This window comes from Nonomuraea mesophila (assembly GCF_004352805.1).
GTDB classification, from domain to species: Bacteria; Actinomycetota; Actinomycetes; order Streptosporangiales; family Streptosporangiaceae; genus Nonomuraea; species Nonomuraea longispora.
Genome location: NZ_SMLD01000063.1, coordinates 1 through 12,222, shown reverse-complemented (window position 1 = coordinate 12,222; position 12,222 = coordinate 1). Strand labels below are relative to the sequence as shown.

Genomic DNA, 12,222 nt, shown 5'->3' with positions numbered 1-12,222 from the left:
GGTGTCATTCTTCGTACTGGCCGGAAATCGGCCATAAAAGGGGAGTTATCGCGCAGCGTTGAAGGGGGAAAACCCGCTCCTTCCCACGGCTCCGTAGATACTCTTTGACCCGCGCGGCATTGGGTGGGGCGGTGGCGAGGGAGCCTTCATGCTTGACCAGCGAAATCATCAGGGCAAGTTCGCCGAAGACTATGTGCGCGCCCTCGCCTCGGCCGCGGGGCTGCTCGTCTACAAGGACGACCTCGACCACGACGGGATAGACCTCGGCTTCCGCTATCCGGGCCGTACGGGGCACATCTCGTCGCCCGCGATCGAGGTGCAGGTCAAGTCGTGGTCGGCGCCGTCGTGCAAAGGGCCCGACCTGTACTTCCACGGGCTGAACGAGGTGCAGTACAACAAGCTCGTCGCGGGCCCGTTCCTCGTGCCGCGTTACCTGTTCGTCGTCGTGGTGCCGCGGGAGAGGGACCACTACGCGCGGGTGGAGACCGAGGGGCTGACGCTCAGCCGGCTGTGCTACTACCGGGGCTTCGAGGGCGAGCAGCCCGTCGCCTCTCCGAGCAGCAAGCGCCACGCACCCGTCCGTGTGCCGCTGGGCAACGTCCTCACCGTGCGCGCCCTGCGCGAGCTCGTCGGCGCGCCCGCGTGACCAGGAGCCTGTCGGTCGCCGACATCAGCAGCTACCTCGCCATGGCCGGCTGGTCCCGCCAGCCCGGCGAGTGGCGGGGCGCCTCCGTGTGGGTACACGAGGGCGACCACGAGATCCTGGTGCCGGGCACCGACGACCTCGGCGACGGGCCACGGCGGATCAGGGAGATCCTCACCCTGCTGGCGCGGCTGGAGGGCCGCTCCCGGGAGGACATCGCCTCCGACATCGGCACGCCCATGGCCGACGTGCAGTGGTACAGAGCCTCCATCGCCCCCGTCGACGGCCAGGTCAGGCTGCTCGACGCGGTCACGGCACTCACCAGCGCGCAGGCCGCCCTCGGCGCGGCGGCGCGCGCCGTGCTCACCGGCCCCCGGCCCGTGTACGACGGCGTGGCGCCCAAGGAGGTGCGCGACCTGCTCGACCGCGTCTGGGTCGGGCCGATCGTGCCCGCGGGCGACCTCCTCACGGTCCGCGTGCCGCTGGAACGTGCCACACCAGGCGATCCACCACTGGCCCGCCGTGCCCTGATCCTGCTCCAGCGCGCGGCGGAGCTGCTGCTCGAAGCCGGCGCCGAGGCGCACAGGACCGGAGACATCAGCACCTTCGACGGCCTCGTGCGGGACGGCGTGTCGGCCGAGCTCTGCCAGGCGCTCGCCCGCTTCGCCGGCTCCGACCCCGGCACCCGGTTCGAGGTCGGCTTCCGCTGGGCGCGGTCGCTGCCCGCCGATGTCCCCGCGCGCCGGCTCGTCTTCGAGCCTGAGACGGGACGGCTGTTACGCCGCGTCGCGCACCGGCTGCGCCGCCTCCACAGCGACAGCGCCTCCGTCACCGGCCTCATCGCCATGCTCGTCGACATCGGCGGCGGGGACCGGTTCCGCGTCCAGGTCCGCGGCGACGTGGCGATCGGCGGCGCCGGGTCGCGCGGCTCGATCTGGGTGCGGCTGCCCGACGAGGCGGCCTACGACGTGGCCGTCGAGGCGCACAGGAGCAGGACTCCCGTACGCGCTCACGGCACCCTGCGGGAGGTCTCCGGCCGCCGCGAACTCACGGCGACCACCTTCGGCACAGTCCTGGACCATCGATCCGAGGAGAACTGACCATGGACGACACCACCTTCGGGGCTCAGGAGCGGGCCTCGCTGCTCGGCTTGATGACGCTCGGCGGATCGGCGTCCAACCCCGAGCTCGACGAGCACGTCGGCACGACGCTCACCGGGAAGCCCCGGGAGCTGCTGAACCGGCGCGGCCTCGTCACGAGCGACAAGCAGGGCAGGGCGTACCACCACACGCTCACCGACAAGGGCTGGGCCTGGTGCGTGGCCGAGCTCAGGGGCACCGCCCCGGCCCGCTCGGGCTCGATCGGCCGCACTCTGTACGGGGTCCTCGGCCTGGTCAAGGGCTATCTCGACGCGGCGGATCTGAGCCTGGCCGACTTCGTCGTGACGGCCCGCGAGCCCGCCGTCACAGGCCGGGGCGACCTTGCCGCGGCGATCCGGGAGGCGTACTGGCGGCTGGCGCGCGAACCCCAGGACTGGGTGCTCCTGACCAGGCTGCGCCCGCTGCTCGGCGACGCGCCCACCGACGAGGTCGACGAGATGCTGCGGCGGATGGAGCTCCTCCCGGACGTGCATCTGGTGCCGCAGGCCGACCAGAAGACGCTGACCGACGACGACAGGAAAGCGGCCGTGCTGGTGAACGGAGTGAGCAAGCACCTTCTGGCGATCGAGGCCCGGTGAACGAGCAGGAGGAACGCGCCCTGCGGGCCGTCTCCAGGGTGCTCGACTGGGCGACGACCGCCGAACACGCATGGAACCCGCCGCCCTTCCACGTCGACGGCATGCACCCACGAGCCGAGCGGCTCATTCTCGACGGCATCGAGGAGGCGTCGCTCGCCTCCCGTACGAGCCCGCTCGGGGTCGTGATCCAGGGTGAGGGAGGCGCGGGCAAGACCCATCTCCTCGGCTGGGTCAGGGGCCGGATCGCCCAGGCCGGCGGCTACTTCTTCATGGTGGACTTCAGCGCGGGCGAGAACTTCTGGCGCCGGACGACGGGGGCGATGGTCGAGGACCTGGGCCGTTCCGCGGGCGGGCCGGACTCCCCTGTCCAGGCGCTGGTGGCGCTGCGCTCCCTCGCCGAGCTCGCGGGGGCCGGCGAGCGGATCGAGACGGCGCTCGAACGCGGCGCCGGCCTGACCCGCAAGGATCTCGACGCGCTGGTGGACGGCCTGCTGGCCAGGGACCGGCGGCTGCTGCGGTGCCGCGACACCATCCGGGCGCTGGCCCTGTACGCCACCGCCTCCGGCCATGCCCTCGACGTCGCCCATGACCACCTGATGTCGACGGAGGAGGCGGAGGACGGCGACCGCCAGGCGTGGGGCATGGGCAAGGCCGTCAAGGACCACCACGACATCGCGGTCGAGTTGTCCACGGTCCTCGCGCTGACCGGCCCCAGCGTCATCGCGGTGGACCAGATCGACGCCATACTCGGGCATTCCCGGGCCGGCACCGGGTCCGGCGCGCAGGCCGGCGACGAGCCGCGCAAGGATGTGATCGACGAGATCGCGGCCGGTCTCATGGCCCTGCGCCACGCCACCCAGCGCTCGCTCTGCCTGGTCGCCTGCCTGCCCGCGTCCTGGAGCCTGATCAAGGACCGAGCCATCGGCACGGTGCAGGACAGGTTCAGGACGTCGCTGATCCTCACCACGCTCGCGAGCGCCGACATCGCCCGCAGCCTGGTCGAACGGCGCTTCGCCGTGGCGTTCGAGAACGCGGGCTGCACGCCGCCCGGCCCGCTCTGGCCCATCGCGCCGGAGGCGTTCGCGACCGCGCCGGGTCTCACGCCGAGGGCCCTCCTGCGGCGCATCAGCGCGCACGTCGAGACGTGCCGGGTGGAGGGCAGGGCCACCCTGCTGCAAGGGTTCCATCAGGACCATCACCACCATCAGGACCATCAGGCCCCGCCGCTCACCGGCGGCGCCCCTACCGTGTCCGAGACGGACCTCGCCCGGCTCGACGCCCGCTTCGCCGGCCTGCGCGCGCAGGCCGACCCGTCGGACGCCTTCGACCCCGCCCACGAGGACGAGCTCGCTCCCCCGCTGCTCGCCGCCGGCCTCCGCGCCTGGATCACCGAGCAGGGCGACGCCGGCCGCGCCTTCTCCATCGATCCGCCGCCGGGCCGCAGGCCCAGCCTGCACGCGCGGTTGCGCCAGGAACTCGACCCCGACTCGGAGGAGCAGCGGCACTGGACGTTCCGGATGATCGGGGCACCGCATCCGATCGCGGCGCTCAAACGGCTGGACGACGGCATCAAGGAGTCGGGGCTCGGCCCTGAGACGCCCTACCGGTGTTTCGTCGTCCTGCGCAACCAGGCGTGGTCGGACGGTCCGGCGACGCAGGCCCGGGTGACCCACCTGAAGGACTGCGGCGGCAGGTCGCTCACGCTGCGCACGGACGACCTGCGCGTGTTCGACGCGCTGCGCCGGATGGCGGCCGAGCAGGATCCGGAGTTCGACACGTGGTTGCGGGCCCGGCGCCCGGCGAGCGGCACCGAACTCCTCGGCGGCCTGCTCGACCCGCCCACGCCGGAGGCCGCCCTCACTACGCCGGAAGCCGCCCCCCCTACGCCGGAACCGGCCGAGGCGCTCCCGGCTCGTGGCGGCGTCGCCGTCATCCCGGTCGGCAGGCGGTTCGACACCGGTGCGGACCTGGAGCTGAAGGTGGAGGCGCTGGCCCGCCACACCGCCGTCTTCGCGGGGTCCGGGTCGGGCAAGACCGTGTTCCTGCGCCGGCTCGTGGAGGAGTGCGCGCTGCACGGTGTGTCCTCGATCGTGCTCGACTCGAACAACGACCTGGCCCGGCTGGGCGATCCGTGGCCCGCCCCGCCCCCGGGATGGGGGGACGGCGACGCGGAGAAGGCGGCCCGCTATTTCGCCGAGACGGAGGTCGTGGTCTGGACTCCGGGCCGCCGGCGCGGGCGCCCCCTGACGTTCCGGCCGCTGCCCGACTTCGCGGCCGTACTGGACGACCGGGACGAGCTGGACTTGGCGCTCGGCCTGGCGGTCGCGGCGCTGGCCCCCCGGGCGAACGTCCACGGCGCCAGTGCCAAGGCCCGCAAGGGCAAGGCCGTGCTCCGGCAGGCGCTGGAACACTTCGCACGCTCGGGCGGCGGCGACTTCACGGCGTTCCTGGGCATGCTCGCGGACGTGCCGCTGGGGGTGAGCCAGATCGACCGGGCGGACCAGATCGCCTCCGAGCTGGGGCAGCTCCTGACCGCCGCGACGATCAACGATCCGCTGTTCGCCGGCCACGGCGAGCCGGCCGACCCCGAGCAGCTGCTGACCCCGTCGGCGGGCAGACGGGCCCGCGTGTCGGTCATCAGCTTCGCCGGGCTCGGCGAGGACGCGCGGCCGGGGTTCGTCAGCCAGCTCCAGATGGCCCTGTTCTCCTGGATCAAGCGGAACCCGGCGCGCGGCCGTCCCTTGAACGGCCTGTACGTCATGGACGAGGCGCAGTCGCTCGTGCCGGCCACGCCCAGGACGGAGGCGCTGGCCAGCACGCTGACCCTGGCGTCGCAGGCCCGTAAGTACGGCCTCGGCCTGGTCTTCGCGACCCAGGCCCCGCGCGGACTGCACAACCAGATCGCCGGCAACGCCACGACCCAGTTCATCGGCAGGATGAACAGCCCCACGCAGATCGAGGTGGTCCAGAGCCTGGCCAGGGCCCGGGGCGGACGGGCGGATCGGGTCGGGCGGCTGGAGGTGGGCCAGTTCTACACGGTGAGCGACGGCATCCCCGAGACGCTGGTCCGCACTCCGCAGTGCCTGAGCCACCATCCCGCCGACCCGCTCACCGAACAGGAGATCATGCAGCGCGCAGCCAGGTGAGAGCGTCTCGGGAGCGTCCGCGGCTCGCCAGGCCAGGCGAGATCTGCGGCCTTTACGTAGTGAATTCGCCGTCAAGCATCCCTGAAATTGCCGGATATGCCCCGGAATATGCCGATTTGGGTGCTAGCGTCCGAATTGAAAGGACGCGATCAACGGGGGAGGAGCAATGACGTTCGACTTCCAGCACGGAGGAGGCTGCGGCCGCAGGCGCCGCTGGCGTCGCCGTCGCTGCCGTCGCAGGCGCTGGTGGGGCGGCTGGGGCGGCCCTTGGTGGGGCGACGATTGGGACTGGTGGTAATCCAATTCCACGAGAGCCGCGGATTGTGGCGATGTCGGTGTGCGGCCTACACCCGTTGGCGATTGCACCCTCGCCACAATCCGCTCTCGTGCCACCTCAGCACGTGCGCAACATGTTGAGCAGCGCGATCTTCTCCTTCCGGGTCACGAAGAGCCGGTAGTGGCGCTTGACGGTGATCCACGAGACGGCATAACGGCACCAGTGGGCGCGGCGCGGCGGGCGCCAGCTCTGCGGGCCCTTGGCACCCTTCGCGATGTTGGTGGAGTGGCTGACCGTGATCAGCTCCGGCCGGGTCAGGTCGTTGGCGAACGCCCGTCTGCGCGCCGGGCTCCATCTGCTGGCCCCCGAACGCCACGCGTACGCCAGCGGCACTACGTGGTCGACGTCGACCAGCCTCTCGCTCTTGAGCTTCTTGCCGTCGTACGGGCTGTACCAGACGCCCTTGACCGGATGGCAGGCCGCGTTCTTGCGTACCCGCCGGCCGTCACGCGCCAGCACCACCTCGCGGACGCTGCACTCACCCTTGTGCGGCGCCCATCGGGGCTGGAAACGGCGGTGGCTGTAGCCGCGGATCGACAGCGGCCTGGACACCTTCAACTGCGCGAGCATGCGGCGGGCCATCGCGCCGGCCTCGGCCTGTGACCGCTTGCGGGAGTCCGCGGCCGCCTCCGGGGTCGCGGCGACAGCGGTCAACGGGACGGCCAGCAGAGTCAGCGCGACGACTCTGACCGGCCGGGTCAAGGAGATCATGTCTCCACCCCTACCAGGACGCCCGCCCCCGGCGGCAGCGATATTCACCAATCCGCGAGGCGACTCAACCGTCCCTCGGCGTCACGTTAGCGCTCCCCCGCACCACGCCGGGGTGTTACGGCCGGCCGCCGATGGCGCAGGCGCGGCACGGAGGCCGGCCGCAGGTGCACTGCATGATGGCGTCCAGTACGTCGTGGTCGTGGTAGAGGCACTGGTCCTTGCACGTGTGCCGCGGCACGAAGCCCGCCTGGATCTCGTCGGGCCACGGCTCGTCGCCTTCGCGGCAGCGTACGAACCGCTCGGGGTCGGACGCGTGCAGGCCCTGCATGCGCGCGCGGGCCCGGCCCTCCAGCGTCCGCGTCTCCTCGGCCATGGTGGTGAGCTGGGCGGCGATGGCGGAGTACTGCTCGTCCCCGGTGCGTACGTGCGCCGCCCGCAGCGCCATGGCGGCATTGCTCAGAAAGCGTGTGGCGTCCTGGAGATCGGTGGTGTGGTGCAACTGGATACCGGTCACGCCTCGGACCCACACGACGTCGTCTTGCATCGATCAACCCTTCAGGCAGCGAATAGGGGGAATACGCCGAAGGATAATGCGGCTTTTCCCGGGCTTTCCCTGGTGAAGTCACCGGGTTGACCTTCTCGCACCGCCACGGACGCGGGCCTGCGCCCGCGAAACCCCTATGGGAGCGGGCCTGCGCGCCACCGCGCATTCTTTGCCAGAAAATTAAGGAAATGGCCCCGTGAGCATTCCCCCGGGGCCAACCCTGGCCGGCTCGAACGGCTCAGCCCGACACGACTCAGCCCGACACGGCGCACTTGCCGCGGTCCTGCTTGGCGGGACCTTCCGTGCCCGGTCGCACGTCGAAGTCGAAGATCGCCGTGGGCAGGTAGAGCGAGCAGCAGGCGTTGGGGATGTCGACGATCCCGCTGACCCGTCCCTCGATCGGCGCCGCGCCGAGGAGCAGATAGGCCTGTTCGCCGCTGTAGCCCCACCTCTTGAGATACTCGACGGCGTTCAGGCAGGCCCTGCGGTAGGCCACCGTCGCGTCGAGGTAGTAGTTGGTGTCGGTGTCGTGGTCCACGGAGATCCCGATGAACGACAGGAACTCCGAATACCTCGGCTCCACGTTCCCCGGCATGAAGATCGGGTTCGTGCTGACGCCGTACTTCTCCATGCCGCCCTTGATGAGGTCGACGTGGAAGTCGATGTAGCCTCCCATCTCGATCGCGCCGCAGAAGGTGATCTCTCCGTCACCCTGGCTGAAGTGCAGGTCACCTCCGGACAGTTTGGCGTCGCGGACGTGGACCGGGTAGAAGACCCGGGCGCCGCGGGTGAAGTTCTTGATGTCGTGGTTGCCGCCGTTCTCCCTGGCGGGCACCGTACGCGCTCCTTCGGCGGCGATCCGCTGGGCCGCCTCGCCGCTCGCCGTGCCCGTGATGGCGTTGTCGGTCAGCGGCGGCAGGCCGAGCGGCGGGACCCGCTGCGGGTCGGTGTCGATGAGCTGCTGCTCGCGGCGGTTCCAGCTGCTCAGCATCTCGGCCGACGGCGCGGTGCCGAAGAGCCCCGGGTGGGTGATGCCGGTGAAGCGCACTCCCGGCAGGTGGCGGGAGGTCGCGACCTGGCCGTGGAAATCCCAGATCGCCTTGTAGGCGTCGGGGAAGTAGTCGGTCAGGAATCCGCCGCCGTTCGCCTTGGCGAAGACGCCGGTGTAGCCCCATCCCTGGCCTGGCACCTCCCCGACCTGCTGGGGAATCGGGCCGAGGTCGAGGATGTCGACGACGAGCAGGTCCCCTGGTTCGGCGCCCTCGACGCCGATGGGGCCGCTCAGCACGTGCGCGACGGTCAGGTCGACGTCGCGTACGTCGTTCGCCGAGTCGTTGTTGCCGATCTGCGAGTCGGTCCATTCCCGGCATTCCATCCGGAACTCGTCGCCGGGCCGTACCATCTCCGCCACCGGGACATCCGGGTGCCAGCGGTTGTGCCCCGGGACGTCCTGGTCGCGCATCGACTTCGACTGGTCGATCGAGAAAACTACCTTCGGCATGATGCCTGCCCTTCTCTTGTGCTGACTCCTTCCTGGCTGAGCGTGCTCCTCACCTCTCTTCCGCCTCGGCGGGCTCTGTCAGGTCCATCGCGGGCGGTGCCGGCGCTCGCCGTCCGGCCTCGCGGTGTCGTCCACCTCTTCCTGCGTCGCGCCCGCCGGCTCTCCGTGCCTGGTCAGCGGCCACAACACCGCGAACACGACCACGCCGAAGACGGCGAGGACGATCGCGTAGAGCCTGGTGTCGCGCCAGTACCCGGCCAGCGTCAGGAAGGCGGGGATCGCCGCCGTCACCCAGCCCTGGATCGCCGTGACCCAGCCGGTGTACCGGGTGATCCGCGTACGTTTCAGGCCGAGCAGGACGAAGAACAGCGCCCACAGGAACGACCAGTAGAGCCAGATGACGCCGAAGGCCGGGTCACCGAGGATGCGGAAGTTGGCGAAGGAGTATCCGAGCGCCATGATCGCCACGAAGAGCGAGAAATAGCCGACACCCGTGGTGTCGAAACCGCCGAGCAGGTTGATGCCCACGTAGAGATAGGTGAAGCCGAACAGGTAGATCCCCGACGCGCCGAGCACCACGGCGGTGTCGGCGGGGTTCAGGATGACCAGCACGGTGGGCGTGATGACCTGCAGCGCTCCGACGAACAGGTTGAACACGCCGGCCGCTCGCGGTTCGACCTTCCCGAGGAGCATCAGGCCGTTGAGGAACAGTACCGCCCCCACGTAGAGCAGTCCGACGGCTCCCATCACCGACACCTCCTCGTGTCAGTACAGGCGGTGCGCTCGCCGCACGTCACGACGCCGGCGAACGCAACGTCGCTGGCTGTTTCATGGCCGGGGCAGGCGCGACAACGCCGGGTGCGACGGCGGAGGCCGCCGCTGTCCCGTGGGCGTGCGCGTGACCACCTCGGGTGCTTCCCTGCTCTGCTCCTCCCGGGTCAGCGCGGCGGACACCGCCGGGGCGAGCCGGGCGAGGTGGGGTGCGGTGAACAGGCGGCGGGCCGGGGAACGGCACACCGGACACTCACGGGCCGCCTCGGCGGTCCCTATCGGCAGGCGCACCTCGAATTGCCCGCATTCCAGACAGCGGTAAGCATACGTTGCCATGAACTTCCCCGTTGCTGATCGGGATTCTTTTCACGGCACCACGCCACATGCGGCGCTATGCCCCATATATCCAGACAACCTCTGGCCTTTTCGCCCTGTCAAGGTGCATGCACGGTCCACACCCGCGCGAAAAAGCAGTGCAATACCCTTTCCATGCAGAAAAATGGCCGTCCCGTAGGACGGCCATGAATATGTCCGGCCGAACGCTAAAGCTTGCCCAGCGCCCGCGCCAGGATCGTGGCGGTCTTCGCGATGGTCGGGTTGTCGGTGGGCAGGCCCTTGGTGCGGTTGGTGTAGATCGACATGATGACGGGAGCGGCGCCCTTCTTGGGCCAGACGACCGCGATGTCGTTCCCGCCACCGAAGCCGTCGGAGTTGGTGCCGGTCTTGTCGGCCACCGTCCAGGACTTGGGCAGGCCGGCGCGGATGCGCTCACCGCCGGTCTTGTTCGCCAGCAGCCAGGCCAGCAACTGCCTGCGGTCCTTGGCGTGCAGCGCCCGCCCCACCGTGAGCACGCGCAGGTCCCGGCCCATGGCGGCGGGCGTGGTGGTGTCGCGCTTGTCCTTGGGGGTCCAGTCGTTCAGCTCGGGGTGCCACCGGTCCATCTGGGACGTCGTGTCCTTCAGCGTACGGAAGTACTTCGTCAGCCCCTTCGGCCCGCCGACCTGCTTGAGCAGCAGGTTGGACGCCGTGCCGTCGCTCATGGTGACAGCTGCCTCGCACAGCTGGGAGACGGTCAGGCCGTCCTTGACGTGCTTCTCGGTGACCGGCGAGTTGGGCTTCATGTCGGCGGCCGTCCACTTGATGAGCCGGTTCATCAGGCCCGGCTCGGAGGTGCGGGCCTTCTGCAACACCGCCGCGCAGAGGGGCGCCTTGAAGGTGGACAACATCGGGAAGCGCTCCCCCGCCCGGTACGTCACGGTCTTGCCGGTGGCGGTGTCCAGCGCGTACGCGCCGATCCTGCCTTTGAACGACACCTCCAGGCTGCGCAGGTACTTCTTGACCTGGCCGGCGGGGGGAACCGCCGCCTGCGCCGCCGGGGCCGTGGCCCCGCCGGCCAGGAGGGTGGCCGCCAGGGCGGACGCGATCGTACGGGTGCGGGCGTGACGCATGTCAGGTCCTCTGCTCGTCGGCTGTCGGCGCGCAAGGAGCCAAGCAGATGCGGCGACACGCTGTCTAATAGCGATACAGATCATCCGGCGATACCGGGCCCGATATACGCCGCGGTCAGGCGGGTGTTCCGCCGGGCCGCTCCCGCCGGACGACCATCGTCATCCCGGCGCCTTTCAGCTCCGCCGCCAGCGGACCTCGCCGCCGACGACGGTCGTCAGGACCTTGGCGCGCAGCACCGCGTCCGGCGACTCCCGGTAGGGGTCGGTGTCCACCGCGATGAAGTCGGCCAGCTTGCCGGGCACGAGGGTGCCCTTGCGCTCGTCCTCCCCCGCCGCGTGGGCCGCGCCCAGGGTGTGCGCGGTGATGGCCTCGGCCATGCTCAGCCGCTGCTCGGGCTGCCAGCCGCCGGAGGGCGTGCCGTCGGGGCGGGTGCGCGTGACCGCGGCGTGAAGCGCGGCGAACGGGTCGGGGTGCTCCACGGGGGCGTCGGAGCCGAAGGCGAGGGCGACACCGGCGTCCAGCATCCCGCGCCAGGCGTAGGACGCCACCTCGTGGCCGGCCAGCAGCGCGTCGACCAGATCGATGTCGCTGGTGCAGTGCACGGGCTGCATGGAGGCGGCGACGCCCAGCCGGGCCATCCTCGCCAGGTCCCCGGGCCGCAGGTGCTGGGCGTGCTCGATGCGGTGCCGCAGGCCGGACGTGCGGCCGATCGCCTCGTAGGCGTCGATGACCAGGCGGTTGGCGCGGTCGCCGATGGCGTGCGTGGCCACCGCGATGCCGGCGCCCGCGGCCCTGCCGAACAGCTTGACCAGCTCGTCGTACGGCGTGACCGCGATGCCGGCGTTGCCCTGGTCGCCGGCGAAGGGCTCGCTCATGTGGCAGGTGTGCGAGCCGAGCGCGCCGTCACTGAAGATCTTCACCGGCCCCGTGCGGAACCAGTCGTCGCCCTGCCCGGTACGGCGGCCCTCCTCGATGGCGGCCTCCAGGTGAGTCGCCGGGATCGCCTTGTGCACGCGCAGCTTCAGCCCGCCTGTCTCGCGCAGCTCCAGGTAGGCGGCCCGGCAGTCCTCGCCGTCGATGTCGTGCACGCTGGTCAGGCCGAGCGAGAGCAGGTCCTCCTGGGCGGCGCGGAGCAGGTCGGTCAGGTCGGCGGAGACCATGAGGTCGCGCAGCGGATATGACGCCGCCTCGCGCAGGATGCCGGTGGGCTCCCCGTCCGCGTCTCTGACGATCTCGCCGCCCACCGGGTCGGGGGTGCCCGCGTCGATGCCGACCAGGCGCAGGGCCGCGGAGTTGGCCCAGACCGTGTGGCCGTCGATGCTGGGCAGCGCGACCGGCAGGTCGGGGCAGACCGAGTCAAGGGCGTACCTGTCGGGCTGGGC

General features: G+C 70.6%; 11 protein-coding genes. 4 read left to right on the top strand and 7 right to left on the bottom strand.

Annotation, left to right across the window (positions count from 1 at the left end):
* The first annotated feature begins 148 nt into the window (after positions 1-148).
* The 4 genes from E1295_RS23450 to E1295_RS23435 are packed head-to-tail and all read left to right on the top strand — an operon-like array spanning position 149 to position 5,527.
* Complete coding sequence (locus tag E1295_RS23450; RefSeq protein WP_132632654.1) at positions 149-646, top strand: DUF4365 domain-containing protein; 498 nt, start codon at positions 149-151, stop codon at positions 644-646.
* Positions 643-1,743, top strand: coding sequence for a hypothetical protein (locus E1295_RS23445; RefSeq protein WP_246080267.1), 1,101 nt, complete (start codon positions 643-645; stop codon positions 1,741-1,743). Before E1295_RS23450 ends, E1295_RS23445 begins: the two co-directional genes overlap by 4 nt.
* A 2-nt stretch (positions 1,744-1,745) precedes the next feature.
* Complete coding sequence (locus tag E1295_RS23440) at positions 1,746-2,381, top strand: hypothetical protein (protein WP_132632652.1); 636 nt, start codon at positions 1,746-1,748, stop codon at positions 2,379-2,381.
* Entirely contained in the window at positions 2,378-5,527 is a 3,150-nt protein-coding gene (locus tag E1295_RS23435; protein WP_132632650.1) for a helicase HerA domain-containing protein, read from the top strand. The genes E1295_RS23440 and E1295_RS23435 overlap by 4 nt, the downstream gene beginning before the upstream one ends.
* 394 nt (positions 5,528-5,921) lie before the next feature.
* Here E1295_RS23435 and E1295_RS23430 read toward each other — a convergent pair whose 3' ends face one another.
* From E1295_RS23430 to E1295_RS23400, 7 genes are all read right to left on the bottom strand, one after another.
* Positions 5,922-6,575: an HNH endonuclease family protein gene (locus tag E1295_RS23430; protein ID WP_132632648.1), complete on the bottom strand. Its 654-nt coding sequence runs from the start codon at positions 6,573-6,575 to the stop codon at positions 5,922-5,924.
* A gap of 115 nt (positions 6,576-6,690) precedes the next feature.
* Entirely contained in the window at positions 6,691-7,119 is a 429-nt protein-coding gene (locus E1295_RS23425; RefSeq protein WP_132632646.1) for a hypothetical protein, read from the bottom strand.
* Between the two features lie 253 nt (positions 7,120-7,372).
* Positions 7,373-8,620 carry a formamidase gene (fmdA, locus tag E1295_RS23420; protein ID WP_132632644.1) on the bottom strand — a complete coding sequence of 416 codons (1,248 nt, stop codon included), beginning with the start codon at positions 8,618-8,620 and terminating at the stop codon, positions 7,373-7,375.
* A gap of 78 nt (positions 8,621-8,698) precedes the next feature.
* Positions 8,699-9,367 carry an AmiS/UreI family transporter gene (locus E1295_RS23415; protein ID WP_132632642.1) on the bottom strand — a complete coding sequence of 223 codons (669 nt, stop codon included), beginning with the start codon at positions 9,365-9,367 and terminating at the stop codon, positions 8,699-8,701.
* A gap of 81 nt (positions 9,368-9,448) precedes the next feature.
* Positions 9,449-9,727, bottom strand: a complete 279-nt coding sequence (locus tag E1295_RS23410) for an FmdB family zinc ribbon protein (RefSeq protein ID WP_132632640.1) — start codon at positions 9,725-9,727, stop codon at positions 9,449-9,451.
* Between the two features lie 206 nt (positions 9,728-9,933).
* Positions 9,934-10,839 carry a class A beta-lactamase gene (gene bla / locus E1295_RS23405; RefSeq protein ID WP_132632638.1) on the bottom strand — a complete coding sequence of 302 codons (906 nt, stop codon included), beginning with the start codon at positions 10,837-10,839 and terminating at the stop codon, positions 9,934-9,936.
* A gap of 174 nt (positions 10,840-11,013) precedes the next feature.
* On the bottom strand, positions 11,014-12,222 hold a 1,209-nt coding region (locus E1295_RS23400), incomplete at its 5' end, for an amidohydrolase (RefSeq protein ID WP_132632636.1).

Excerpts from the sequence above, each read along its gene's own strand:
- E1295_RS23430 (WP_132632648.1), bottom strand. The coding sequence starts at position 6,575 with ATGATCTCCTTGACCCGGCCGGTCAGAGTCGTCGCGCTGACTCTGCTG.
- fmdA (WP_132632644.1), bottom strand. The coding sequence starts at position 8,620 with ATGCCGAAGGTAGTTTTCTCGATCGACCAGTCGAAGTCGATGCGCGAC.
- E1295_RS23425 (WP_132632646.1), bottom strand. The coding sequence starts at position 7,119 with ATGCAAGACGACGTCGTGTGGGTCCGAGGCGTGACCGGTATCCAGTTG.
- E1295_RS23415 (WP_132632642.1), bottom strand. The coding sequence starts at position 9,367 with ATGGGAGCCGTCGGACTGCTCTACGTGGGGGCGGTACTGTTCCTCAAC.
- E1295_RS23410 (WP_132632640.1), bottom strand. The coding sequence starts at position 9,727 with ATGGCAACGTATGCTTACCGCTGTCTGGAATGCGGGCAATTCGAGGTG.
- E1295_RS23450 (WP_132632654.1), top strand. The coding sequence starts at position 149 with ATGCTTGACCAGCGAAATCATCAGGGCAAGTTCGCCGAAGACTATGTG.
- E1295_RS23440 (WP_132632652.1), top strand. The coding sequence starts at position 1,746 with ATGGACGACACCACCTTCGGGGCTCAGGAGCGGGCCTCGCTGCTCGGC.
- bla (WP_132632638.1), bottom strand. The coding sequence starts at position 10,839 with ATGCGTCACGCCCGCACCCGTACGATCGCGTCCGCCCTGGCGGCCACC.